The organism is Staphylococcus caeli (assembly GCF_900097965.1).
Lineage (GTDB): Bacteria > Bacillota > Bacilli > Staphylococcales > Staphylococcaceae > Staphylococcus > Staphylococcus caeli.
In genome coordinates, this window is record NZ_FMPG01000002.1 from 390,966 (window position 1) to 415,419 (window position 24,454).

At 31.2% G+C, this 24,454-nt stretch carries 26 protein-coding genes and 2 pseudogenes; 13 read left to right on the forward strand and 15 right to left on the reverse strand.

Annotated elements, in window-relative coordinates; translation table 11 throughout:
- Positions 1-5: 5 nt before the first annotated feature.
- On the reverse strand, positions 6-851 hold the full coding sequence (gene cntK / locus BJS11_RS04675; RefSeq protein WP_069995413.1) for a histidine racemase CntK: 846 nt from the start codon (positions 849-851) through the stop codon (positions 6-8).
- Positions 852-1,772: 921 nt separating this feature from the next.
- On the reverse strand, positions 1,773-2,111 hold the full coding sequence (locus tag BJS11_RS04680; RefSeq protein WP_069995412.1) for a MerR family transcriptional regulator: 339 nt from the start codon (positions 2,109-2,111) through the stop codon (positions 1,773-1,775).
- Positions 2,112-2,224: 113 nt separating this feature from the next.
- Between BJS11_RS04680 and BJS11_RS04685 the strand changes: the two genes are divergently transcribed.
- Positions 2,225-3,202, forward strand: a complete 978-nt coding sequence (locus BJS11_RS04685) for an NAD(P)H-quinone oxidoreductase (RefSeq protein WP_069995411.1) — start codon at positions 2,225-2,227, stop codon at positions 3,200-3,202.
- 156 nt (positions 3,203-3,358) lie between these two features.
- Positions 3,359-4,234 carry a glyoxalase III HchA gene (hchA, locus tag BJS11_RS04690; RefSeq protein ID WP_069995410.1) on the forward strand — a complete coding sequence of 292 codons (876 nt, stop codon included), beginning with the start codon at positions 3,359-3,361 and terminating at the stop codon, positions 4,232-4,234.
- Positions 4,235-4,367: 133 nt separating this feature from the next.
- Here the strand turns inward: hchA and BJS11_RS04695 are convergent.
- From BJS11_RS04695 to BJS11_RS04705, 3 genes and pseudogenes are all read right to left on the reverse strand, one after another.
- A pseudogene (locus BJS11_RS04695) lies at positions 4,368-5,315 on the reverse strand (IS30 family transposase).
- Positions 5,316-5,847: 532 nt separating this feature from the next.
- Entirely contained in the window at positions 5,848-6,357 is a 510-nt protein-coding gene (locus BJS11_RS04700; protein ID WP_069996614.1) for a DUF805 domain-containing protein, read from the reverse strand.
- A 148-nt stretch (positions 6,358-6,505) separates the two neighbouring features.
- On the reverse strand, positions 6,506-6,904 hold the full coding sequence (locus BJS11_RS04705) for an Lrp/AsnC family transcriptional regulator (protein ID WP_069996615.1): 399 nt from the start codon (positions 6,902-6,904) through the stop codon (positions 6,506-6,508).
- 104 nt (positions 6,905-7,008) lie between these two features.
- On the opposite strand from BJS11_RS04705, the gene BJS11_RS04710 reads away from it, so the two are divergent.
- Positions 7,009-7,446: a VOC family protein gene (locus tag BJS11_RS04710; RefSeq protein WP_069996616.1), complete on the forward strand. Its 438-nt coding sequence runs from the start codon at positions 7,009-7,011 to the stop codon at positions 7,444-7,446.
- 13 nt (positions 7,447-7,459) lie between these two features.
- On the opposite strand, the gene BJS11_RS04715 is transcribed toward BJS11_RS04710, so the two are convergent.
- Together BJS11_RS04715 and BJS11_RS04720 are read right to left on the reverse strand one after the other, a co-directional pair.
- Positions 7,460-8,605: an MFS transporter gene (locus BJS11_RS04715; protein ID WP_069996617.1), complete on the reverse strand. Its 1,146-nt coding sequence runs from the start codon at positions 8,603-8,605 to the stop codon at positions 7,460-7,462.
- A gap of 194 nt (positions 8,606-8,799) precedes the next feature.
- Positions 8,800-9,243, reverse strand: coding sequence for a hypothetical protein (locus tag BJS11_RS04720; RefSeq protein WP_069996618.1), 444 nt, complete (start codon positions 9,241-9,243; stop codon positions 8,800-8,802).
- Between the two features lie 225 nt (positions 9,244-9,468).
- Here BJS11_RS04720 and BJS11_RS04725 point away from each other — a divergent pair, with 225 nt between their 5' ends.
- A complete protein-coding gene (locus BJS11_RS04725; protein ID WP_081333139.1) occupies positions 9,469-10,344 on the forward strand; it encodes a YdeJ family lipoprotein in 876 nt (291 codons plus the stop codon).
- 49 nt (positions 10,345-10,393) lie between these two features.
- Here BJS11_RS04725 and BJS11_RS04730 read toward each other — a convergent pair whose 3' ends face one another.
- On the reverse strand, positions 10,394-11,266 hold the full coding sequence (locus tag BJS11_RS04730; protein ID WP_069996619.1) for an alpha/beta hydrolase: 873 nt from the start codon (positions 11,264-11,266) through the stop codon (positions 10,394-10,396).
- A gap of 210 nt (positions 11,267-11,476) precedes the next feature.
- On the opposite strand from BJS11_RS04730, the gene BJS11_RS04735 reads away from it, so the two are divergent.
- Positions 11,477-12,205, forward strand: a complete 729-nt coding sequence (locus BJS11_RS04735; protein WP_069996620.1) for an NAD-dependent protein deacylase — start codon at positions 11,477-11,479, stop codon at positions 12,203-12,205.
- Between the two features lie 90 nt (positions 12,206-12,295).
- Here the strand turns inward: BJS11_RS04735 and BJS11_RS04740 are convergent, their stop codons facing one another.
- Positions 12,296-13,669 (reverse strand): cryptochrome/photolyase family protein, encoded by a 1,374-nt coding sequence (locus BJS11_RS04740; protein WP_069996621.1) that lies wholly within the window; start codon positions 13,667-13,669, stop codon positions 12,296-12,298.
- Positions 13,670-13,830: 161 nt separating this feature from the next.
- On the opposite strand from BJS11_RS04740, the gene BJS11_RS04745 reads away from it, so the two are divergent.
- Both BJS11_RS04745 and BJS11_RS04750 read left to right on the forward strand, forming a co-directional pair.
- On the forward strand, positions 13,831-14,256 hold the full coding sequence (locus tag BJS11_RS04745) for a pyridoxamine 5'-phosphate oxidase family protein (RefSeq protein WP_069996622.1): 426 nt from the start codon (positions 13,831-13,833) through the stop codon (positions 14,254-14,256).
- 243 nt (positions 14,257-14,499) lie between these two features.
- Complete coding sequence (locus BJS11_RS04750; RefSeq protein WP_069996623.1) at positions 14,500-15,678, forward strand: MFS transporter; 1,179 nt, start codon at positions 14,500-14,502, stop codon at positions 15,676-15,678.
- Between the two features lie 90 nt (positions 15,679-15,768).
- Here BJS11_RS04750 and BJS11_RS04755 read toward each other — a convergent pair whose 3' ends face one another.
- Positions 15,769-16,188: a DUF1722 domain-containing protein gene (locus BJS11_RS04755; RefSeq protein WP_180365229.1), complete on the reverse strand. Its 420-nt coding sequence runs from the start codon at positions 16,186-16,188 to the stop codon at positions 15,769-15,771.
- Positions 16,189-16,320: 132 nt separating this feature from the next.
- On the opposite strand from BJS11_RS04755, the gene BJS11_RS04760 reads away from it, so the two are divergent.
- The 3 genes from BJS11_RS04760 to BJS11_RS04770 all read left to right on the forward strand — a co-directional run bounded on the left by BJS11_RS04760 (position 16,321) and on the right by BJS11_RS04770 (position 18,618).
- Complete coding sequence (locus BJS11_RS04760) at positions 16,321-16,734, forward strand: MerR family transcriptional regulator (protein ID WP_069996624.1); 414 nt, start codon at positions 16,321-16,323, stop codon at positions 16,732-16,734.
- Positions 16,727-17,290: an NAD(P)H-dependent oxidoreductase gene (locus BJS11_RS04765; protein WP_069996625.1), complete on the forward strand. Its 564-nt coding sequence runs from the start codon at positions 16,727-16,729 to the stop codon at positions 17,288-17,290. The genes BJS11_RS04760 and BJS11_RS04765 overlap by 8 nt, the downstream gene beginning before the upstream one ends.
- Positions 17,291-17,694: 404 nt before the next feature.
- Complete coding sequence (locus BJS11_RS04770) at positions 17,695-18,618, forward strand: M23 family metallopeptidase (protein WP_069996626.1); 924 nt, start codon at positions 17,695-17,697, stop codon at positions 18,616-18,618.
- Between the two features lie 295 nt (positions 18,619-18,913).
- On the opposite strand, the gene BJS11_RS13695 is transcribed toward BJS11_RS04770, so the two are convergent.
- Both BJS11_RS13695 and BJS11_RS13885 read right to left on the reverse strand, forming a co-directional pair.
- Positions 18,914-19,060, reverse strand: coding sequence for a hypothetical protein (locus tag BJS11_RS13695; protein WP_159427250.1), 147 nt, complete (start codon positions 19,058-19,060; stop codon positions 18,914-18,916).
- A gap of 27 nt (positions 19,061-19,087) precedes the next feature.
- A pseudogene (locus tag BJS11_RS13885) lies at positions 19,088-19,261 on the reverse strand (glutamine amidotransferase); the annotation flags it as partial.
- 160 nt (positions 19,262-19,421) lie between these two features.
- Between BJS11_RS13885 and BJS11_RS04775 the strand changes: the two are divergent.
- From BJS11_RS04775 to BJS11_RS04785, 3 genes are all read left to right on the forward strand, one after another.
- Positions 19,422-19,949 carry a hypothetical protein gene (locus tag BJS11_RS04775; protein WP_069996627.1) on the forward strand — a complete coding sequence of 176 codons (528 nt, stop codon included), beginning with the start codon at positions 19,422-19,424 and terminating at the stop codon, positions 19,947-19,949.
- 24 nt (positions 19,950-19,973) lie between these two features.
- Positions 19,974-20,420, forward strand: coding sequence for a hypothetical protein (locus BJS11_RS13890; RefSeq protein ID WP_245167066.1), 447 nt, complete (start codon positions 19,974-19,976; stop codon positions 20,418-20,420).
- A 220-nt stretch (positions 20,421-20,640) separates the two neighbouring features.
- The gene (locus tag BJS11_RS04785) at positions 20,641-21,006 is read left to right on the forward strand and encodes a DUF4870 domain-containing protein (protein WP_069996628.1); all 366 of its coding nucleotides are present in this window, start codon (positions 20,641-20,643) and stop codon (positions 21,004-21,006) included.
- 123 nt (positions 21,007-21,129) lie between these two features.
- Here the strand turns inward: BJS11_RS04785 and BJS11_RS04790 are convergent, their stop codons facing one another.
- The 3 genes from BJS11_RS04790 to BJS11_RS13900 all read right to left on the reverse strand — a co-directional run bounded on the left by BJS11_RS04790 (position 21,130) and on the right by BJS11_RS13900 (position 24,198).
- The gene (locus BJS11_RS04790; protein WP_069996629.1) at positions 21,130-23,085 is read right to left on the reverse strand and encodes an Ig-like domain-containing protein; all 1,956 of its coding nucleotides are present in this window, start codon (positions 23,083-23,085) and stop codon (positions 21,130-21,132) included.
- A gap of 12 nt (positions 23,086-23,097) precedes the next feature.
- Positions 23,098-23,484, reverse strand: a complete 387-nt coding sequence (locus BJS11_RS13895; protein ID WP_245167068.1) for a hypothetical protein — start codon at positions 23,482-23,484, stop codon at positions 23,098-23,100.
- Between the two features lie 222 nt (positions 23,485-23,706).
- A complete protein-coding gene (locus BJS11_RS13900; RefSeq protein WP_069996630.1) occupies positions 23,707-24,198 on the reverse strand; it encodes a hypothetical protein in 492 nt (163 codons plus the stop codon).
- Positions 24,199-24,454: the final 256 nt, after the last annotated feature.

The following is a 24,454-nucleotide window of genomic DNA, read 5'->3' on the forward strand; positions in this document are numbered from 1 at the left end:
GTCTCCTATTCTATGTATGCTGTTCCAGTTGCTACGGATGTAACTTTTCCTTTTATTGTTGTGTGGTAATTGTTTCCACCAAAATTTGTAGATACTATAATATGTCCGCCTGGTTGATGTACCACTAAAGATTCACTTGCTCTTTTTGTATGATAAGCTTCAAAAATACCGATTGAGGCTGTCCCTGAACCACAACTATTTTCCCAAATAATACTTTGTACTTCCGGTAAATAAATTAATGGCGATAAATATTGCTCCTTTCTATTGAAAAGCATAATACCAATCGTTTTGAGTGACTGCTCCCATTGCGTCGTTCTTACAAATTGTTCTATTTCTTGCTGTAACTCTTGGGAAGTATGATCGATTGGAATAACGTAGTGAAGGTAACTTTCATAGTTAATTCGAGTGGCTGTGATACTTTGATTACGAAGTGTTAATTGAACTTGATCCACACATTGAGGCTGTGGCATGGATACTTCATAATAACCGTCATTGTGAACTTTACAATCCACTAAATCTGAACGCCCCGATACTTGAATTTGAAGTGTATGCTGTTTTAATGCGTTTAGTTGTTCAGTTGCTTTAATTAAGTGCTGTTCATTTAAATAATGTAAAAATGATATCGTCGCATTACCACAAAACTCATTACCACTCATTACTAATTTGAAGTTTTGACAATTTTCAAATCGCACTGATTCAATAAAACCAACTTGTTCACAACAAACATGTGATGTTTGCATCATTTGATTCGCGATTTCTGCATATTCGGTTCTATTATGTTCAGAATGTACAAGTACGGTCATATTGCCTGTCGGATTATATTTTGAAAACTGTACACGCCTTTTGGTCATATATGATTCCTTTCCTTTTGTATTAAAAATTTTGTTGGTTCTAATTGATAATAATAATCGTTACGATTTGTAATATATACTATAACGTTAAAAATATAAAGTCAATTACCAAAATAATATTAAATATGAATAAATAATGAATTTTTAAAATTTTTCAAGTTATATATAATGTCCTTTATGCATTTAAAAAGCAATAAATAGTAATAAAAATACCCCAAAAGTTTAGTATTTGCTACCAAACATTTGGGGTATTTTTGAAAGCTACTTTAAATTTTTGTTTAATAAATTTTTGAAAATATTCATATAGTGATTCTCTACCTGAAACTCCTTATTTAGCATAAGTAAATGTCGAATTACCTTTTACGTAGTAGCATACGCAGGTAGTCCAACAACTTCAAAATTTCTATTAATCCTTGTTGAGCCAGAGGAACCAGAACAGAATTTATCTTTAGTCATAGTTTCTGCTTTATTTAGAGACTTTTACAAATAAAGCAATTGATTTCAGTAAGATTTGATATTATCATCACCATGCCATGGATATCCAACTGAATAAAATTTGTCTTTGAATTTTAGTTTGCTAATTTTAGAGTTACTTGCAAGTTTTAATGGGTTTACCTTTGCAATCTTACTCATATTTTCTTTCGCATGAACTATAACAATATCGTAAGAAGTCACTTTCTTTATTTGAGTTGCATGAAATTTATACGGAATTTTTTACCATCACAGTTCAAATCTAAAGTCACGTATTTAGTATTAGCATTTTGACCTTTCGCATTTTCAACGACATGTTCATTCGTTAAAAATGTATGGTCATCTACCTATAACTTTACTTGGTATATGGAAATTAATTTACTCAATCAATGAGAAGAGTACATAATCTCAAAACACATCTACTTACATTTTTTAGACAATTCAAATATTTTAAAGATTACCTATTTTGTTGTCTATATTTTGAATATACTTTTTATATTCTGTTATTTTGATTTCTAGAGCTTTTTTGTGTTCTTGTAATATTTGTTTTAAAGAGTAATCGCTTATTAGACTATCTTCTATATACTTCTTTATTTCCTTAATACTTATACCAAGATTTCTCATACATACTATTAAATTAATTAATTCAAAATCTTTTTCGCTATATACTCTATTATTAGTTTCATCTCTTTCTATTTTCTCAATTAATTTAATTTTTTCGTAATAACGTAGCTTACTTTTGCTAATGTTTAGCTTTTTTGACAAATCATCTATAGTAAATTTATTCATTCGATACCTTTCCCTTTACTTAAAGTATGGTTTAAGTATTATATTAAAATTATAAAAAAAATTACAATTATTTGAATCAAATGGCTTTAATTAAATGATAAAGGAGGGCTTAAATGAAAGCGGTTGTCTTAAATAAACCTGGTGGTGTAGAACAATTGAAATTAACTCACGTTAAAAAACCTGTACCACAAGACAATGAGATACTTGTGAAAGTTAAAGCGGCAGCAGTTAATAGAACTGATATAGTAAGTCGAGAAGGTACTTTAGAAGATTTAACTGGGAAAATTTTAGGCGTTGAAGTTTCAGGAATAGTCGAAGATATAGGTGGAAATGTGAATATCCCTATTGGAAAAAAAGTGATGGGCTTAGTAAACCGAGGAGGTTATGCCGAGTATGTCATTATGCATAAATCTTTTGTAATGGATATACCAGATAATTTGAGCTTTGAGGAAGCAGCCGCCATTCCAGAGGTTTTTTTGACAGCGTACCAAACCTTATTTTGGCTTGCTGGTGTTAAAGACAACGAAAAACTTCTCATACATGCTGGTGCAAGTGGTGTAGGAATAGCTGCTATTCAACTTATTAAGAACTTAAGAACAAACGTAGAAGTCTTTGTTACAGCTGGTTCTGATGAAAAATTAAAATTAACTCGATCTTTAGGCGCCAACCATTTAATTAATTATAAAAGACAAAACTTCCAAGATGAGGTCAGTAATCTAACGCAAAATGAAGGTGTTAACATAATTTTAGATTTTATAGGAGCACCTTATTGGCAACAAAACGTCAATAGTTTATCTATAGATGGTAGGCTTGTATTAATTGGAATATTAGGTGGAACAATTATTAAAGAATTTGATTTACAAGCACTGCTTCAAAAGAGAATTCAAGTTACAGGTACGCTTCTAACACCAAGAAGCGATGAATACAAATCAAAATTAAAAGACGATTTCCTAAACGACTCCAAAATATTATTCGAACAAAAAAAGATAAAACCTATCGTTGACAGTATATTTACTATAGAAGATATAAAAGACGCACACACTTATATGGCAGAAAATAAAAACAGTGGAAAAATAATATTAGTCCTGTAAACATGTAATACTCAAATGAGCCTTACTAAATAGATGATAAAGACTACTAGATATTTAAGTTATTTTCCTTTCATTAAAGTATGGTTTAAGTGTTAAAATAAACATATCAAAGAAATTAAAACTTTTAGATTAATAAAAAAGAAAGAAGGAATTACTATGACAAAAGATGTAAATAAACTAAGTAAAAATCCTACACCAGACCAAGCAGAAGAAAATGCTTTTTTTCCTTCACCTTATTCACTAAGCCAATATACGGCACCTAAGACGGACTTTGACGGTGTAAAACATAAAAACGCTTATACAGAAGGTAAATGGAAAATACTAATGATCGCAGCTGAAGAACGTTACTTATTATTAGAAAATGGTAAAATGTTTTCTACAGGGAATCATCCTGTTGAAATGTTGTTACCATTACATCATTTAATGGAAGCTGGTTTTGAAGTTGATGTAGCGACAATTTCAGGCTACCCTGTGAAATTAGAATTATGGGCAATGCCTAACCAAGACGAAGCTGTATTACAAACTTACGAAAAATTAAAGGATAAACTCAAACAACCTAAAGTTTTATCTGATGTTATAAATAATGATTTAGGCTCTAATTCAGATTATCTATCTGTTTTTATACCTGGTGGCCACGCAGCTGTAGTAGGTATTTCAGAAAGTAAAGACGTTCAAAAAACATTGGATTGGGCTTTAGAATATGATAAATTTATTATTACTCTATGCCATGGACCAGCAGCATTATTATCTGCCTCTATGGATAGAAAAGAGTCTCCATTTAAAGGTTACTCAGTATGTGTGTTCCCAGATGCTTTAGATGAAGGCGCAAACTTAGACATTGGCTACCTACCTGGTAAATTAAAATGGCTTGTGGCCGACCTTTTAAGTAAGCAAGGTCTTAAAGTTGTAAATGAAGAAATGACAGGGATGACACATCAAGACCGCAATTTATTAACCGGAGATAGTCCTTTAGCATCTAATGAGTTAGGATTACTTGCTGCAGATGCATTAGTAAATGCTGTTAATAAATAATAAAGGTGCTTATTTATTGTAATCCTATGATACTAGAAGTAAAATGAAAAATGCTTCGTAGATATTTTTATATGAAAGAGTGTACAGAAAATTCTCATTTTCTGTACACCCTTTTTTTATGTATGTTGCATTATCAATTTAACCGAAACAGACTTAAAGTGAAAATTTCATATGGTATACACCAATTAAGACACTTTCTTGGTCAATGATTTATAGAATATAAAGCATAAAACAATTCTGCTTGGGTTGTTTTTGCTAAATCTGTTTTTTTAGGAAAGAATTCTCTAAGTAGACCGTTGGAATTTTCGTTTGTTCCACGTTGCCAAGCAGAATAAGGATCGGCAAAGTAAATGTTGTTTTCGAATTGACTTTCAATAGTTTTATAACATACAAATTCTTTTCCACGATCTACAGTAATCGTTTTAACTATTCCGGTTGGGAGAGAGGAAATCAGTTTTTTAATCACAATTTCCATTGATTTTGCAGAACGGTCAGGCATTTGGAAACAATATAAATATCGAGACTTTCTTTCTAAGAAAGTGGCAAAGCAACCTTTGCTTTTCCCTCTGCTTGACACAACAGTATCAACTTCCCAATGACAAAAAACATTACGACTTCTTACTTCTTTAAGACGTTCAGAAATTAACTTGCCAACGTTGAACTCTCCCCTAGTCTCTTTAGGATGTTGTCGTTTACCTTTTTGTCTAAGATATGTAATTGCATTAAAATTAAGTAGTTTACGATTAATCCATCTATATATCGTTTTAAAAGAAAGTTTACCTGAAAATAAGCACCCAACAATTTGTTCTAGTGACCAGTGTTGCTTAAGGTAATGAATGATTTTCTCCACAACTTCAGAATTCAGTTTAACTCGATGTCCACAGTTCTTTCTTTTAAAGTTATAGTTAGAATGAGCAGATTCAACGTTATATGTATTATTAATTTTATTGCTACGAACTTCTCAAATAATGCTTGAAACCGAATATTTTAATACCCGCACAATCGACCTCAAAGAATAGTTTTCATTTTTTAATACCTCTATACGTGTTCGTTCAGTTATAGTAAGATGAATATTGCTCATATCGGCAACCCCTTGTATGTGTTTTTGTGGTTATTAACATCTTACAATAGAGTGCTGTTTATGGGCATTTTTTCATGAAATTTTGAAAGCATTGCTCTTAATATTGCAATTCATCTTATTAAAAAACAGGATTGTTTTTATAAAGTCATATTGTTACTAATTATTTTTCATCATAAGTACTTCATCGGTAGCTTATTTTCTAACCATTTCTTCATTTCTTTTTACCAAACTAGGATTAAGAAAAGCATCTATTATACCCCATATAAATGTCTGGATTCCAAAAGTCCATCATAAAACCAAAGACGTTAAAGCAAACCAATGGTAGATCCTATCTTATCAAAATAAAATCTGTGTTCATCAAAACCAACTAAGGAAAAACATAAAACATAACCTATGCCTGTAGATTTTGATTGATTTATCATTTGCTATTCGATATACGATTTTTCATTTAAATTCATTAAATTGTCCTATCCTTTTATTTTACATAATTATTTTAAATAATAGAATCGGATTTTAAGATAAAACTTTTTCATTATAAATTTTCGTCTGCGCTTTCTACTTCGGCTTGACTGCTACCACCATCGCCATATCTATTACCTTTTTTATTGCCTGGCAAAATCAATACAAATAGTGTGTATAATGTAACTAATCCAGCAACTACAGCTCCAAATACACCTGCCATTAATGTCGTACCAATGACACCTCCGCCTCCTGTACTAACTACAGTAATCACTCCTAAAATAAATACAATAGCTGCTAACATCGAAATAAATCCACTAATATAAGAAACAATAGCTAATATCATAGTACGATTCGTATCATGTAATCGTCGAACCATCACTGTAAACGTAGGAATAATAATAGCAATAGCAAATACACTACTTAATAATCCTCCAGATACAATACCTAATAACGACGAAATGATAAAATTAATCCAAAAAGGATGCCAGTAATCTGGTCTACTCGACCTACCATTGACATCTAGGAAACGCAACCAAAAATCTTTGTAACTTTCAATCACTTGATTCTGTGAATTATTCATACATTTTCTCCTATAAGTTAATAATTACATTATACAAATATTAAATTGATTAAAGCAAACTCAATTTTTGATACATGAAGTATTTTATAATCAGTCTATTATTCTTTAAAATATTATATATATTTAGTAAGTATTATCAACACATTTCTCATCTTATTTTTTCAGTAATAATATGTAACTGTGATGGTCCAAAAACTCTTAGTGACTTTTGAAATTCTAACAATTTGAGATTATCTGTAGCATGAACTTCTAAACAATAATTGTAAGTGCCGGCCATTCTATAACAGTGTATTGTTTCGACACTTTGACTCACATAAATTTCCAATTCCTGACAATTTGTAGTTTTAATATAAATAAACGCAATGACTTCATCGTTATGTACTGGTGTTTCTATTGTAAATTTCGTAATTGCATTTCGGTCAATCAATTTCAATATACGTTCCTTAACTGCAGGTTGTGATAAGTGAACAGCTTGTGCAATATGCTTGTAAGACTGCCTACTGTCTTCCCTCAATAATGCAATAATCCTTTTATCTGTTTGGTCCATTTAAGCGAACTCCTTATTAAATAAACTTTTTTGATCTATAGCTTTATTTATCCTATGTTCCCTCGCAACTTCTTAACTTATATTGTACCTAGGAGGCGATAATAATGAAAATATATGGGTTAGCACACATTGCCATAATGGCTGAGCACTATGATGAAACAATTGAATTTTACACATCTCTTTTAGATTTTACTAAAGCACATAGTTGGTCATTACCAGCGTATACAATAAAAGAAGCTTGCATGTTAAAATCTCGAGATCAACGCACATATATTGAAGTATTTGATAAAAATGCTGATGTCCCAAGAGAAGGAAATGTACTAAAGTCACTTCACGAAAACGTACACGGACATATTTTACATTTTGCATTAACTGTAGATTCTGTAACTGAAGTAGTAGAACATTTACAACGCAACGGTGTAACCATAATCAATCCAGAAGAGTCCCTCGCATTAGGAAGCCCAGCAATCAATGTCAAAAACGCGATTATCAAAGGACCGAATGGTGAAATTATTGAACTCTTGGAAGGAGTAGAATTTTAGTTGCTACAATTAATCAATGTAAGCTTTTTATAGAAATCAGTAAACTAATAAATCCAACTGCAACAATAGCACTTCCTAATATAATCAACATATAATAGGACTGCATAGATTCAAGTAAGACTGCGCCTAAGAATGAGCCCGTGGCAATGCCGAATTGTACCGTTGATGTACTAAACGTTTGGTTAAAGCTCGCATACTTGGGACTTAAATAGATTAAATATGTTTGTTGAGGTGTATTGATAGACCAACTTAGCATCCCCCACATACCTGTATTGATCAATAATAATACCCACCAATGAGATGTAACTGAGATTGAAAGCATCATCGCTATATAGATCAATATGACAATTATAAGTGTCTTTGTGGCTCCCACACGTTCAACTAATGCACCACTTACCGCGCCGCCAAATACCGCACAAATTCCATAGACAAGATATAACATGCTTGAAGTACCTGCTGAAAAACCAAGCTCATCTTGTATAAAAGGCGTGAAATAAATATAAAACATACTTTGCCCAGTAAAAAAGAAAAATGTTGTTAAATGCGCAAAACTAATACTTTTATTCAACAAGGCTTTTGATTGTTCCATAAAAGTGACCGTCTCGATTGAAATATCACCCGGGAAATACTTCATGATTAGTACTAAAATAATGAGACACGCAACAGTAACAAAGATGAATATTGCTTTCCAACCAAAATATTCACTAATCATAATGCCCATTGGTATACCGAGTACGAGAGAAGTACTGATTGACATCGTTAATATGCTGATAACACGAGATTGTCTATAAATCGGTACCAACTTTACACTGAGCGATAATGACAATGCGATAATCATTGAAACCCCAATTGCTAATATTATGCGCGAGAGCATAAATAAGAAAAACGTGTTACTGATGAGCGTCAGTACATTACCAATGATAAAAATAAGTATGAAACTGATGAATAACTTTTTCCTATTGAATTGAGTTGTAAAAGCAATAATAAATGGTCCTGACACTGCAAAAATGAAAGCAAATATCGTTACTGATTGACCTGCAGTTGCAATAGATACACTAAATTCTTGAGCGACATACGGCAAAATACCCGAGATGACTAATTCTGTTAATCCTGCAACAAAACATAATAAAGCGATAATACATATATTTAACCTAACCATAATGTCCTCCAAATGAAAAAGCACCTCCCATTGATTAGCAATGAAAGGCACTACGTTACTGATTTCACGTCAACAAGCTAAAGCTTGTCACCTACTCGTTTCGTTTATTATATCGTAACACATCATACATGTGTAGAGCGGTAGACATATTTAAAAATACAATTTTTTAATTAGAAGACGTCTTTAGTTGCAGGTTATGCAATTTTTCTTTTTAACATAATTTTAACAGCATATAATGTCACACCAATGTGTAATGTTGTCATGATACTATTCAAACCTGATACAAAGTCAGGGAACAATAATTTTTCAATACCTACGTTTACAGCAATACCAATAATGAAAATAATTACTGTAATGATTGTTCCTTTCTTCATCCATTTATTAGATGTTGGATTCAACCAAACCTTTATTGTCGTACCACGAATTAAACCAAATACCAAACCTGTGATACATGTTGCAATCATATAAAGATACATTGTCATATTTTCGTGATAGGCATGAATGATAACTATCGTTAGTAACAATCCGATAATGATGAGTATCAGTGGTGATTTACTTTTAAAATCAATTTCCTTTTCTTTTAACATTATTCTAGAAATGAGTAGAATCATCAATAATACAATAGCTATGCCAAACATTTTAACCCCTCTTTTATAAATGACCTGTCTTAATCGTAGTCCTGTTAACAAGTCATAACAAGTGACATTTGTAACTAATTTAATGCTACTTTGAAAGGATTTGCTATGAAAACCTTTTCTTGATTATTTATCACACAATAAATTTTAGATTTAAAAAGATTTCTAACAACTAATCATGTATAATGACTATAAAATGTATTTTTTTACTATATAAAGGGGATTTTTATGAAATTTAAATATTTAGCTATTGGTGTGATTATGACCTCTGTAACTTTAGCAGCTTGTGACATTAATATTAATATGGGATCTGGTGGGGACTCTAAAGATTCTAATAAACAAAGTCAAAATAGCGATAAGAATAACGACAAAACGAGTAACAACGATACTAAAGACAATGCATCATCAAATAACAATACTGCTTCTAGTAACAATAACAGTAATGATGAAAGCACATCTTCTCCTGAACATTATGCTAAAGTTTGGGTATCTGTAATTGAAGATAATGGTGGTAGTACCGATATTTCAAACACTGAAATCATGCATAAAGATGTATCGGGCGAAGTATTAAATCCATATAATGAAAGTGCTTCTTCTACCTTCCCTAATGGGACTCAAGCACTCTATGGCTCTCCAACCGCTGCAGGCCAAGTCGTGTACAAAGATAATAACGACGGTACAATAGATGTTTATGCTGTACCAAGCCACTTCCAAGATAAACGTTGGGACGAAGATGAATATTCAAAAAATGAATCTGCGCGCATACTTAATAATCCAAAAACAGTCACTCTCAAAGATCTATCAAAAAGTGAAATAGCTAATTGGACATCTGTCATTTCTGAATATACTGACTCAAATGAAAGTACAGATAGCGATGATAATAATGATACTGAAGTCACTCGCGATAACGTCATTGATAAAGTCGAAGATTACGAAGGTCATACATTAAACACTTCTCAATACACATATAAAGAACCTGAACAAGATGATAACGGAGACTGGGGCTTCTCGTTCGAAGATAAAGATGGCAACCTCGCTGGATCTTACATTGTTGATAGCGATGGTACTGTGACGAAATATGACGAAGATGGTGAACCAGAATAGGATAATGAAAAAGCGAGGTGCCTAGCGCACTTCGCTTGTTTTATTACTTTTAATGCTCTTGTTTCTCCCACAGAAAATCAATAAGTTCATCGGCAACTGCTTTATTTTCATGTAACTGACTATGTTGTGCCGATTTACCTTTATATAATGATTCCTTATAGTTTTTTGGACTATCTCCAAGTAAGTATTTTAATGATTTTGACGAACTATTGGAAACACGACCGTCAGAGTGCGTACCGTCTTCCAAGTCTCCATAAATATTCAACACTTCAATATTTTTCCCGTTATAAATATCTTTAAGTGCACGTAATTGCTGAAATGGCGGATTCATACGACTAGGTTTACCATTATCATCTACACTGATTTCATTTACCTTTTCATTCATGTCTAGGACACCATTAAACGTTCCAGCAATATTCACCTGCTTATTAAGCTGTGGTAATGCGTTGTCTTTACCATAAGTCATCATATATTGTGCAAATGTTAAATTACCCATAGAATGTCCTACAAAATTAAAGTGCTTAATATGGTATTCTTTTTGCAATTTTACAAGTACATTTTTAAACCATTTCGCATTTTTATCGAGGTAACCTTGCTTATTGTCTTCTAATTCTATTTTGACAATTGGATTACTCGCACCTGACTTAAGCTTTCCTTTTAACTTAACCGCGCCTTCTTTTGAGACAATCGCTGTGATTGTATTATTAGTAACCCCTCGTTGTTCAGCTCGCTTCACCATATATTTTTCAGAATTAGCACTTCCACCATAACCATGTAAAAACAACGTTGGCGTTTGGTTTTTTGTAAAATTTGAGCTTTCCATACTTTTATGATTAGACTGATGTTGACTAATAACTATACCTAGAACCGCGACAACGATAATAGCTACTATCACAGTTAACCAAACCCACAATTTTTTCATAACATTACCTCTATCTTCATAATATTGCTTATTATTATAGTTTAATTCTTAAGAATAGTACTTTATTTTGCTTAAGATCCATGACAATAAATTCTTAATAATTTACTTCTATTTGCTAAAATGTTTACTGCGTCCTAAAATTAAATTATTACTTTTAAAACTAGACAACAAGTAAAAATTTGATTCTAAACTATTAATGGAGTGAACACTATGGATACTAGTATCGAACAATTCAAAAATATTATTGCTAACTCTAACAAAATCACCTTTTTTACAGGTGCCGGGGTATCAGTCGCAAGTGGTGTGCCAGATTTCCGCTCAATGGGTGGCTTATTCGACGAAATTTCAAAAGATGGTTATTCACCTGAGTATTTATTAAGTACAAATTATCTTCAAGATGATCCCAAAGGTTTCGTTGACTTTTATCACAAACGTTTATTAGTAGCCGATAAACAACCAAACCTTGTACATCAGTGGATTGCTCAACTTGAGCAGGATAAACGTTCATTAGGCGTCATCACTCAAAATATTGATGGTCTACATGCTGATGCAGGTAGCTCGAATGTAGATGAACTTCACGGTACGTTGAATCGATTTTATTGTATTGACTGCCATAAACAATATTCAAAAAATGAAGTTATGACAGAGGATATACGTCAATGCGATGTATGTGGAAATCCTATAAGACCCGATATTGTATTGTATGGTGAAATGTTAAATCAAAATACAATATCACGTGCAATAAATAAAATTCGAGAAGCAAACACTTTAGTTGTTTTAGGATCTTCTCTTGTAGTCCAACCAGCAGCAGGACTGATTTCATATTTTGAAGGACAGAACTTAATCATTATTAATAAAGACACTACGCCATATGATAGCGATGCTGATTTAGTTATTAATGATGACATGGTTTCAGTAGTTGAATCTGTAACACGATAATTCTATAATGAATGTTTTTACCATTCCAAACTATTAAATACACGCTTTATTTTCTGTTTAAATTATATTTTTGTATTGTTGTTTTCTTGTTTAAAATTGTTTGAACTGATGCATCACATACTCTCTACTCGCTTTATGGTCTACGATTGTTTTTGGATAATCTTTCCCCACTTCTACTTGATATTTCTCTAAAAGTTCATTTCTGTATTTAGTTGGATTATGTACGTATTTTTCTTCAACATTTTCAAATATCTCTAATTGGTATTTAATAAAATAACCTTTCGAATCAAAACGCTCACTTTGGCGAATTGGATTAAACATTCTAAAGTATGGTACAGCATCTGTCCCGGTAGATGCTGACCATTGCCAACCATGTACGTTCGATGCACTATCATAATCAAGCAGATATTTTCTAAAATATGATTCTCCCCATGTCCAATCAATAAATAAATGTTTCGTTAAAAATTGAGAGACGACCATTCTTAAACGATTATGCATAAGACCCGTACGGTTTAACTTCTGCATAGCTGCATCCACAATTGGATAACCTGTTTGCCCTTGCTTCCACGCGTCAAAATGCGTTTGATTATTTGACCATTGCATCCTACGATATTTTTCGGAAAACGATACCTTTGCAGTTTCTGGATAATACACCATTAAAACATAGTAAAATTCACGGAACATTAGCTCTCTTATAAACGATTCACAATTTGCTTCATCTTGATCATAAACATCCAATAAATCATTTAGAATTTCTTGAATATCAAGCACCCCATACGCCAAATATTGACTAATACCACTAACAAAATCTAATGCAACATCATCATTCCATTGCTGATAATACGAAATATCATTATTTAAAAATGATTGCCAAGCCTTACGTGCTTGTCGCTCAATATTGTTATTCATATTTACATTAAAATGACTTTGATTAGTACCCTTCTCAGCATATAGGCTTAGTTGCTTAAGTTGATAGTTTTTTGTTGGTTTAGAAATAATGTTTTTTCGATTCGCTTTATAAAAGCTGGTAAACACTTTATATGGTTTTTGTTGTTGATTCAATGTCTTTGTAGGTAGGAAATAATGGTTCACACGTTGACCTATCACATCAATGCCTTGTTTTTGAAATGCTGCTTTTATGTGTGGGTAATCGTATATGTCACTATGGTAGCTCATGATATCTCGCCCAACTAATATATGTGATAAATTTAAATCAGCCGACAATTCACCTAGCTTATCGTAATTAACTATATAAGGACTAATATTACTTTTTGACAAATTACTAACGAAGCTTTCTACCATTTTGTGATAATGCTCACGCTTAACAGATGCCGCATCCGACAAATCTTCAATTGGTAGAATTAAATACAGTTTTTCTATTTCATGAAGATGCTCTGCTATATAATTAAATAAAGGATTACCTTCAAGTCTAAATACTCGATTAAGCAAGATTCCTAAGTGCATACAACCCCTCTTTTCTATGAACAAAGTGCTTCACAGTATAAATTTTTCTAATACTCATACCATACCATTGAATGGATGTCATAACTATTAAAGCGTAGAATATTTGCTTATGCATAGCGAATCGACCTTTAGGGTATATAAATAGTAGAGGTGATTAGAAAATGAATAATGAACAAGTACAAGCTGAAATTAACAGCATTTTAGATAAATCAAATATAGGTGTGTTATCAACAGCGCATAACAATGTCCCTAACAGTAGATATATGGTTTTTTATAACGATGGTCTTACACTGTATACTAAGACAAGCATCGACTCAACAAAAGTCACTGAATTCCAGAATAATCCTAAGGCTCATATTCTCATAGGGTATGACGAAACAAAAAATCGCAGTTTCCTAGAAATTGAAGCAAATGTCGATATCCTTAAAGATCAAGAAACGATTGACTGGCTATGGGAAAAGCAAGATAAAACTTTCTTCGACTCTAAAGAAGACCCAGATTTATGTGTCCTCAAAGTTACACCGAAAGCTATTAAGTTAATGAATGATGATAATGTCGATTCTCCACAAACCATCACGTTCGATTAAAATAACTACAAATTAGCGTTTCATTTCACTTGATTAGTTGATTTCAAGTAGATGGGACGCTTATTTTTTATGGGTTTTGTGTTGAAATATTATCTAAAACTCATAGATATTGCATGGTTGCAATTTTAAAGAAACCAAAGTGATATTACATTTAATTTTACACATTTATTTTCTTGAAAATTGTTTTTGTACATTTATTTAAATGTAATAATGAAGATAATTCAGTTTTTAAGGAGTATATGTATGGCAAATACTAATAATTATAATCTTATAACATCAATTTTATTCATTTCTGGAATATTAGTTATGTGCAGTTTGTATACTGCCATTCCCCTAACGGATACTTTATCGCATGACTTTCAAATTTCGCCATCGCTCGCAGCAATGAATGGTGTGGTTTTTTCAATTTCTTATTCCATTAGCTGTTTATTTTACGGCACATTTTCAGAAAAATACGGTAGAATTCGCGTCATTCTCTTTTCACTCATAGGACTAATCATCATTTGTTTCGCTATAGGCTTCGCTCAGTCATTTACATTATTATTAATTCTACGAGCTATACAAGGTATCTTTGCAGCTGCCTTCTCTCCAGTCGCAATTACCTATACAACAGAGACCTATCCTGTTGCGAAACGCTTAACAGCAGTCAGCTTTATTAGTACAAGTTTCATGTTATCTGGTGTTTTAGGTCAAAACTATGCTGAAATATTAATTCGTTACTTTGATTGGCATATTGTCTTTTTCACGCTTAGCGTTTTATATATCATGCTTGCAGTACTCATTTTCAAAAAAGTACCTGAAAGTCCTGTTAGAAATCCCAATGTTCAATTATTAAAATACTTCAGTAATTTTAAGGACTTTGCTCAAAATCAAAAAGTACTTATCTGCTATTTTATTTCACTCACACTACTTCCAATGTTTATCTCAATGTACAATATTATGAATGAATACATTGTTTCTGACTTTATCAATGGTGATGCGCATACTGCATTTCTTGTAAAACTGTTTGGTGTCTTCGGCATGCTAAGTTCGCTCATCTCAGGTCGTATTAGTAGTAGGTTCGGCGTCAAACGTGTATTAAATTTAGCGCTAGCTACATGTGCTTTAACTCTAATATTAATACCTTCAACTCATAATATTTTACTCATAACCATACTTAGCGTTTGTTTTGTAGCTGGTATTGCATTTTCTGTACCTTTAGTTATCTCAAAAGTAAATATGGTGGTATATGGCAATAGAGGTTTTTTCCTATCTGTGAATACATTTATCTTATTTTTAGGAACTGCACTTGCTCCAATACTATCTATTTATCTCACTTCACTCACACACTTTATAAGTATGTTTATGATTATTGCTGCAATTTCAATCACTGCACTCGTTGCATCGATATTATTACCAAGCGATGCACAAAACAAGTATTAAATTTATAAATATGATATGTGCTCCTTTCACAGTACACATTCCAAAAATGTGAACGTTGAGAGGAGCATATTTTTTAGTCCTATTATTATACTAATGCAATGAATCATTATCCGTGTCATCTGTCATATTGAAATTTTGAATTAACGATGACTCTTTTAAATACTGAATATTGTAATAGATGGTCATACAATATATGAATTGCAAAAGTGTAGTTTCTGATACCTGATCTGATAAATATTGGTCTTTTAGTTTTTTAAATAATTCCTTCTCTGAGACCCTGTTAAACTTTTTAAAATACCCCCACACATGACTATATGCATTAACCACAGACCCTTTGCTCGGTTGCATAGATAAAGCATTTTGAATCTCCTTTTCAACCTCATCATAAGTACAGTTAGCTTTAAGCATCGCTCTAATTCGATTGTAACTTTTTTGATCATGCCACATAACTTCATATTTATGCGTCTTCCAAAGTATTTCAATCGCCTGCCGTTCTTTAATTTTTCTCACACCTTTATTGTAAAATAGAGAACTTCAATCCATCGATTCTTCCTAAATCTAACATATTTCATAATGCATTTATAATTTGCGTTGACATTAAATTAAACTTTAATGTTAATCTCGAATTGGGAGCTGATGACTATGAATATTGATGAAGTTGCTAAACGTTTTGATATTAGTAAATCACAAATTAGATATTATGAAAAATTAGGGCTATTAAACATACCAAGAGACGACAATAATTATCGTAATTTTAATGATGACGTCTTATTCACATTACAATTGATTATCGATTTAAAAGCACTTGATATCGAATTACAAAGTATTAAATATATCATTCATTTATTTAATAAACCCATTTCAAAAAGTTGTAATGAGCAATCTAATGACTTTCTCCAAAAATTAATTTTAGAAAAAGAGGCGCAGCTAAATAATCAAATCTATGTCCTTCAAAAACTAAAAAAGCTACATAATTTGGCTAAAGATGAGCAATATGAAACTAATAAAAACGTAATATTTCAAGCGTTAAAGGAAAGAGGCGATAACTATGATTAGTGTGATATATGGCGGTAATCAATCAGGTGTTTGTTATGATCTTTATCAAAATGTGATTCAAACACTACCAGAAAATAAATTTTATGATATAAATTTACAACAGACAGATATGGATTTCTTTTTAAGTAATGGCTACCATACCCAACTAACACCTCAACAGGAGAAAATGATTAATCAGATTGAAGCTTCAGCGACTTTAATCTTTATTTATCCTTTATATTGGTTTAATATACCACCTGTCCTAAAAAGCTTTATTGATCAAACATTTTGGCCAGAGCGCGCATTTAGCTTCAAGAAGAAACAATATTTTAAAAAAGGGCTGTGGAAAGGCAAAAAAGTTATCATCATTTATACACAAGGCGGTCCCGAGATTTTTCATAAGCTAAAAGGAAATTTGGGCTACAAAGTTATGAAATATCCATTAAATCTCTCCGGTATTTACAATATATCAGTCTTGCATGTAGATAATTTAAACAGAAGTAAAACCTTGCCAGAAAAAGTAAATAAAGATGTGCATGCGGTGACAGCAAAAGTTGAAAAATTGTTGGACTTGTAGAGATGCGCGAAAGACTGATATACTCTCAGTCTTTTTTGCGTATATGAAGTTTTAAAGCGCTCAAATAATCATTTGTAACAACAATCTTTATTTCGTTTATATTAAAATCTTTCTCAGTATTCATATTTTCTTCAATAAAAGTAAGCGACACTTTAAATCCTTATTATTTCATTTGTTATATCCTATAAATTCACTTTCTTTTTGTAAATTATACGATAAAAGCAGTTACTATATTACAGTTTTTACAAACAGTATAGAATTCTGAAAATTCGAAAGTCAGTAATATTATTTAATTAATATTTCTACTTTTTAACGGTTATATACATATCGATTACAAGTATTTATTTCTAAATTAAGAAATGATAATTTATATTCTATAGATTAGAAAAGGAAGGATTTTAAAAATGAAAAAGTTATTATCAACTTCATTAGTTACTATCGGGATTTTAACAATGGGAGCTGTTCAACAAGACACTCAAGCTTCAGAACACAGCAATACTTCTACTCAACAAAATCAAAGCTATACAGGTATAGAAAACGGCATTTACTATACTGTCGATAGTCAAGGTAATTACCACCATACTTTAGATGGCAATTGGAATCAATCTATGTTTGATAATAAAGAGTATAAATCTTATAAAATAGACGCTAATGGCATTGCACATTACTATTATTTTGATATGGAAGATAATGATTATTCCCCAAGCCAGTCACACCAATCTATTGAAAAAAATGGGTATAAAGAAAATACTTTAAGTGAAAGTCAATCACTTGAATCTAATAATAATGAGATTAGAAATAATAGTGTAGACAATTCGAATAATTCTTATCCTAACCAAGAAACTACCAACTCTAATGATGCCTCTTCTGAAGCGCAAATAAATAATGATTCTATAAAAAACACTACAGAAGCACATGGTGACGTAGCAACTTCATCATCTTGGTTAACAAAAAACAAAAAATTACAAGAGTATGGTCAATACCATGGTGGTGGCGCTCACTACGGTGTAGACTATGCTATGCCTGAAAACACGCCTGTATACGCTTTAGGTGATGGTACCGTGATCCAAAGCGGTTGGAGTAATTACGGGGGCGGTAACCAAGTAACAATTAAAGAAAAGAATAGTGACTATTACCAATGGTATATGCACATGAATAAATTAAACGTTCAAAAAGGTGACACAGTTAAAGCTGGACAACAAATTGGACAATCTGGCAATACTGGTAATTCAACAGCTCCGCATTTACACTTCCAACGTATGCACGGTGGAGTTGGAAATGAATATTCAGTCAATCCGGATTCTTATATTAATTCGAACAATCAGTAATTAAAATTATTCCACATTTTTTATTTTGCATTCTAGATTAATTAGTCTTTTATAATTTAATTAATTTGTATTTTTAACGGTTGATGAGTAAAATCATCGACCGTTTTTCATGTTATTACTCGCTGCTTATTATAAACCCTTTCTATCAATGTAATATAGAAACTTATATAGTCATGACTGCTAACATAGTCGAAGAAATTGGTTCGTCAGTCCAACTTGGCAGAGCACCTAATTTAATTATTTATCTGTCTACTTGAATGGGGATAGTTCATTTGAAAGTAACTACGCCTTTGAACTACTTATCCTCAATAGCGACAATACAAGTTAAACTGAATAATTGATATACTTCTGAAGAAATGACCATTACTTTATCTTTTAAATCATCTTTAATTAACTGTTTCTTTTCCGTTTTATCTAATTCATCAGATTGTTTTATAAGCATTCTCCACTTCTATAATCTTAATTATTTTCAGCCATGTTTTGATCCACCCATCGATTCCATTAACTGATAAAAGTATTCTTCTCTATGTGTCTTATTTAATTTATACCATGCTTCCAGAGTATCTTTCTCAAATACGTCTATCTTTTCCAGCACTTCCCTAGCAAATTCTAATGGCGTAATACCTGAATCACTTTTAAAATTTAATTTCCCTTCATAACACTCTATAATTTTATGAATTTATAAGCTTTTCATCATAATATTACAATACATTGATAAATAGTTAAAAAATATATAGAAAAGTGGAACAAAATAAATTAATATAATAATACAAAGTAAAAACCAAAAGAATGGGGATAGTTAATTGAAAAAAGTTTTAGCAAGTTTGGGAGTAATTTTACTAGTTGCAATATTGGGGATTGCGGTTGTATTCGCGTATGGGAGTTACAAAGATTTAGAGCTCAAAAAAGAAGAAGCTAAAGTAACTGATCAAAAAAAGAAAGATAGTGGAAACAAAACTTCAGAAAAAGAACAGCAAAGTCAAGTTGATGAGCAATCAAATCAAGCATCAACAAACACAAATAATATACAAAGTAATAATACGAACGAAGAACTCAATACTGAGGAAGTACGAACAACAGAAGACGGTGAAGAAATTAAAAAAACTAAGAATGGCATAGATTATACTGGTGATTTTAATTCTCCTGAGGAAGAAGCCCAATATGAGAAAAATGTAATGTCACAATCAGGTGGAGCACCTACCCAAGACGAAGACATAGATAAAGATTGGGACCCTGATGCTGAATATGCTAAGCAAAAGAAAATATATGATATGCAAGCAAGAGGAGAAATAGGACAACCTGGCGAAACAATTAATAGTAATAGCAACTAAATTTTTAGATTGAAAGAGGAAAATATGAAAAAATTATTAAGTACAATAACAATAATTGCCATTTTAGGCATATTAGCAGCTGTTGGATTTTTTGGATACACTAAATATCAAGCAGTAGAGTTAGAAAAGAGCCAGTTACAATCCAAAATAGACGACAACAAAGATGATAAATCTACAAATGAAGATAATAATGAAAATGAGGTGAACAACAACACAACGCAAACTACAAGTAATGAAAGCAATACTCAAGAGCAAAGTACACAAGAAGAAAATTCAAATGTAGTGAATCGTAATAATGTATTTGATTATTTATTAGATGATTTTAAAGCTAATGGTGGCGATCCAAGTTTAGTTACTTTTCAAGAACCAACTTATGAAAATGGACATTGGAAAATTTTAGCTAATAATAAAAGTGGCCACGGATCTTATGTTTTTATAGTTGAAGATGATGGAACTGTTCATGATCAATAGATTATATGAACCGTTTTTTAAGATTTCACGTATTTAAAAAGCATTACAATATTTCAAACAATATAATAAACTATGAATTTATAAGAAAAATGATGTTTTTTCAAAAGTCCATCCTTTTGTTTATATTAATCTTAAAAGCATCTATACAAGTTTTGCAAAATCAATTAAACTAATTATATAGTAATACGGTTTTACATATAAAAATTTTAAGGAGTCAAAAATGAACTTTCTAAATCAATCCAAAGACCCAAATGCCTTTCCGAATGTGAGTCAAAATGATAAGACAATGGCAATGCTAATATGGATATTAAATATATTCACAGGATTTATTGGCCCATTAATTATATGGCTTATGAAAAAAGATGAATCTGAATATTTAAATAAGCAAGGTAAGAACTACTTGAATTATGCAATAAGCTATAGTATATACATTATTGCATCTTTGATATTAACAATTATTCTAATTGGTTACATCCCTCTATTCATTTTATCAGTTGCAGGATTTGTTTATGCAATCATTGGTATTATCACGGTGAATAAAGGCGAAGACTTTGTTGTACCACTAACAATTGAAATCATCAAGTAACATTGGGTAAGGGGTATTGTTCAAACGATCTCCTACTAAATAATATAGATAAACATTGAATATATAGTTTATAAAAATAAAGCATATCCAAAATTCTGGATATGCTTTATTTTGAATTCGTATTTAATTAACTTTAATATATATTTTTTTACTTTTATTTTTTGCTGCATCCATTGCATATAATGTCAATTTAGCACCTTTTTTCTGTGCTTTAATATTTAATTTATAATTACCTTTCGAATCCACCTTTACCTGGCCTATTTTTGTAGTTCCTCTATAAACATACAAAGTTGAATATTTTTCACTTTTTCCACTAATGATTTTAGATTTTGGTGTCAGTTTATTCGCCGTAGGTACCATAGGCGCTGTTCTATCTATCACTCTTACTGTGATAACTTTACTTTTATTATTATATTTATTTTTGGTGAATATTTGAATATTAGTTCCAGCGCTTTGCTTAGGTATCTTCATAAAATACTTTCCATCAATAACTTCTGCTTTTCCTATTTGTTTGTTATTCACATAAGCGTAGATTGTCATATTTGATGTTGCTTTGCCTCTAATTTCTTTTGAAAAGTCAGCTACTGAATCCGCTGTGAATTTTTCTATATTTTCTGTTCTTTCAACTCTAAATAATTTTTTTTCAAAATCATAATCAATCTTATTATCATTACCCAAATTATCTGAAGAAAGTAGGTCATCCAGAATGATGTCTCCTGTTTTGATATATGAAGGTATTTCGAACTCAATAATTGCTTGCCAATTACCATTACTTAATTGGTTTACGTTTCTAGTGAAATTTGCAAAATTCATTGGAATATATTTTTGGGAACCATCTTTATAATCATTAGGCTCCAAAGTTTTTAACTTTGCTTGTACATATGCTATATCATTTTCATCTTGCATTTCTATCGTTATTTTCACAATATCTTTGGGATTATAAATCTTTTTATCTGTAGTATACTTAATAAATTTGGGACCTTCATGTTCTTCTTTACTTATAGTACTTTGATCAAACGCTTCAACTTTATATCCTCCCAAAGTCGAAGTTGTACTATCATTCATCACTTTTATAATGAGATCATTATATAAACCACCAAATGATTGAGTATATTTATCTTGACTGTCGTTCCAACTATTAACTGTTATATTAAAAGCATCGTCTACCATATTCTTAGGTAATTGAATACTAATAATAGATTCCCAATTACCATTTGGTTTTTTATAAAATGAAGTCGTCCTACCAACCAAGGATGTTTGCTCAAAAAGATAAGGTGGATCATCAATAAACCAACCACTAGATCTATGTGAATATATTATCGCCTCACTATATACAGGTTTAACAAAATTTTTATTATACTCTGTATATATTTTAACCGTATCACCTGGTTTATAATTTGTACGATCTGTTTCAATGCTTAATATTCCTACATATTGTTGATCACGGTATGTTTCTTTAAATGAATTATTACCTTTGATATTTTTAAGTTTACTATCGTTTCGTTGCTTTTGCTCTTTCACTAATTTTTCTACTTCTGTGTTTGTACTTATATTTTCTTTTTCGTATTTATTGATTGCCTGCATTTTACTCGTACTTGTCGGTATTACACTATTTTTATTAGCTAAAGTATTTGGATTTATTGATGATGATTCTGAATTACCTACATTATCCTTAACTTTAGAATTAGTTGTCATAGTATTAATAGTGGTTGAATGTTCATTCTGTGCTGAAATGTTTTTACTGTCTATTTTTTGTTGCTTAACTTTTTCACCACTACTCGAAACATTATCTTTCAATCCTATGTTACTTATCTCAGCATTCTGTGTACTATTTTTTACTTGTTTATATTGACTATCATTTAAGCTTTTTTCCGAAGGTGACTGTTCATTTTCTGTAACTCTTTCTACTCTATTACTAGCCGTTTGTTTTTCTAAATCAACTTCTTTATTTTGCTCATTTTCTGAAGCGATAGCATTATACTTATTGGTAAACACAAACATAAACAGTATAAGCATAAAACATTGTATTAAAACATTCTTTTTTCCAAACAAACTAAATTCAATTAATTTTTCTTTCATTTATTTTCCCCTTTATTTTAAATTCACTTTTTGTTCGTCAATTTTTTCATCCATCGTTCCATTATAAATTGAAACTGTGCCATCTTGATTTACAATAAATGTATAAGCGCCCACGCCTGATTTATTATTTGCAGCTATATTCCAAAGTCCATTACCCTGTGCTGAGAATTCTGGTTGTTGAAATTTGATTAATGATGCATCTCCACCATCACTCTGATTAACTGCTGCAATAACATAATCAAATACATTATCTCTATTCACTCTTAAATCTGAAAACTCTTCCTTATTCGCAACTCTTTCTGAACTGCCCTCATGAACTATGACTGTATCACTTCCATCTTTAGCTTCTTCTTGAGCAGCAGTTTGAGTTTCATTTGAATCACTTACATTGTTCGTCACATCACTATTTAATCTTGAATCACTATTACTATCTTTTTGTTAATCCTGTAGCTTATTCTTCTCCAATTCTACTTCTTGATATTTGTTATATCCAAAGAATCCAACAGCTGCTAAAATGCCCAAAATGGCAATTATGTTATTGTACTTAATATACTTTTCATCATTCACTAATCCTTTGTTTTAATAATTTCAAATTACTCGTTAAATTTTTTGAACCACTCTTTAGTTGCCAGCATACTTGTCAGAAACACTAGGTCCCCCAACATCTCCAGCAGGTCTTCCATTTATTGTTTCTGGTTTACCATCACCATTTTCATCAGTGTATTCATTAACTTCTATTTCAGGTAATGGCTTTCCATCACCATCAAGTTCTTGCGAATTTTCTTTTTGAGAATTAGTAGAGTCATTTTGTGCACTTTGTACAGTATTATTACTATCATTTATTTGTTGATTATCATTCACTGTTTGTTCACTTTGAGGAATTTTACTTTCTACTTCACTTTGCTGATTGATTTCATTTTCAACATCTATTTGTTTTTCATTTTTCTTACTAGTTTTTGTTTTGTCTTCTTGTTTAGCATTCATTTTTACTTTTTCTTTTTTGAGTTCTAAATCTTTGTAACTCCCATATGCAAATACAACTGCCACTCCCAATATTGCGATTAATAAAATAACACCTAAACTAGCTAAAATTTTTTCAAATTCATCCACCATTCCCTTGAAATTCACTTTATATTATTATATTAATTTATTTTGTTCCGCTTTTCTAGATATTTTTTAAATTACTTATTAAAAAAGACACATCTTTAATATAGATGTGCCTTCAAAAGTTAGGCTGTACACTTTTAACGGTTGGTGAGTAAAATCATCAATCGTTTTTTTTATGTTTGAATACAAAAAAAGCACAAATATCTCTATAATTATAAGCGACGAAACCATAATTAAGGAGAGATATCTGTGCCGTATACTT

What these genes read in the sequence shown, in the direction of transcription:
- cntK (WP_069995413.1), bottom strand. Translation starts at nt 851, where the DNA reads ATGACCAAAAGGCGTGTACAGTTTTCAAAATATAATCCGACAGGCAAT.
- BJS11_RS04680 (WP_069995412.1), bottom strand. Translation starts at nt 2,111, where the DNA reads ATGAATAAATTTACTATAGATGATTTGTCAAAAAAGCTAAACATTAGC.
- BJS11_RS04685 (WP_069995411.1), top strand. Translation starts at nt 2,225, where the DNA reads ATGAAAGCGGTTGTCTTAAATAAACCTGGTGGTGTAGAACAATTGAAA.
- hchA (WP_069995410.1), top strand. Translation starts at nt 3,359, where the DNA reads ATGACAAAAGATGTAAATAAACTAAGTAAAAATCCTACACCAGACCAA.
- BJS11_RS04700 (WP_069996614.1), bottom strand. Translation starts at nt 6,357, where the DNA reads ATGAATAATTCACAGAATCAAGTGATTGAAAGTTACAAAGATTTTTGG.
- BJS11_RS04705 (WP_069996615.1), bottom strand. Translation starts at nt 6,904, where the DNA reads ATGGACCAAACAGATAAAAGGATTATTGCATTATTGAGGGAAGACAGT.
- BJS11_RS04710 (WP_069996616.1), top strand. Translation starts at nt 7,009, where the DNA reads ATGAAAATATATGGGTTAGCACACATTGCCATAATGGCTGAGCACTAT.
- BJS11_RS04715 (WP_069996617.1), bottom strand. Translation starts at nt 8,605, where the DNA reads ATGGTTAGGTTAAATATATGTATTATCGCTTTATTATGTTTTGTTGCA.
- BJS11_RS04720 (WP_069996618.1), bottom strand. Translation starts at nt 9,243, where the DNA reads ATGTTTGGCATAGCTATTGTATTATTGATGATTCTACTCATTTCTAGA.
- BJS11_RS04725 (WP_081333139.1), top strand. Translation starts at nt 9,469, where the DNA reads ATGAAATTTAAATATTTAGCTATTGGTGTGATTATGACCTCTGTAACT.
- BJS11_RS04730 (WP_069996619.1), bottom strand. Translation starts at nt 11,266, where the DNA reads ATGAAAAAATTGTGGGTTTGGTTAACTGTGATAGTAGCTATTATCGTT.
- BJS11_RS04735 (WP_069996620.1), top strand. Translation starts at nt 11,477, where the DNA reads ATGGATACTAGTATCGAACAATTCAAAAATATTATTGCTAACTCTAAC.
- BJS11_RS04740 (WP_069996621.1), bottom strand. Translation starts at nt 13,669, where the DNA reads ATGCACTTAGGAATCTTGCTTAATCGAGTATTTAGACTTGAAGGTAAT.
- BJS11_RS04745 (WP_069996622.1), top strand. Translation starts at nt 13,831, where the DNA reads ATGAATAATGAACAAGTACAAGCTGAAATTAACAGCATTTTAGATAAA.
- BJS11_RS04750 (WP_069996623.1), top strand. Translation starts at nt 14,500, where the DNA reads ATGGCAAATACTAATAATTATAATCTTATAACATCAATTTTATTCATT.
- BJS11_RS04760 (WP_069996624.1), top strand. Translation starts at nt 16,321, where the DNA reads ATGAATATTGATGAAGTTGCTAAACGTTTTGATATTAGTAAATCACAA.
- BJS11_RS04765 (WP_069996625.1), top strand. Translation starts at nt 16,727, where the DNA reads ATGATTAGTGTGATATATGGCGGTAATCAATCAGGTGTTTGTTATGAT.
- BJS11_RS04770 (WP_069996626.1), top strand. Translation starts at nt 17,695, where the DNA reads ATGAAAAAGTTATTATCAACTTCATTAGTTACTATCGGGATTTTAACA.
- BJS11_RS13695 (WP_159427250.1), bottom strand. Translation starts at nt 19,060, where the DNA reads ATGCTTATAAAACAATCTGATGAATTAGATAAAACGGAAAAGAAACAG.
- BJS11_RS13890 (WP_245167066.1), top strand. Translation starts at nt 19,974, where the DNA reads ATGAAAAAATTATTAAGTACAATAACAATAATTGCCATTTTAGGCATA.
- BJS11_RS04785 (WP_069996628.1), top strand. Translation starts at nt 20,641, where the DNA reads ATGAACTTTCTAAATCAATCCAAAGACCCAAATGCCTTTCCGAATGTG.
- BJS11_RS04790 (WP_069996629.1), bottom strand. Translation starts at nt 23,085, where the DNA reads ATGAAAGAAAAATTAATTGAATTTAGTTTGTTTGGAAAAAAGAATGTT.
- BJS11_RS13900 (WP_069996630.1), bottom strand. Translation starts at nt 24,198, where the DNA reads ATGGTGGATGAATTTGAAAAAATTTTAGCTAGTTTAGGTGTTATTTTA.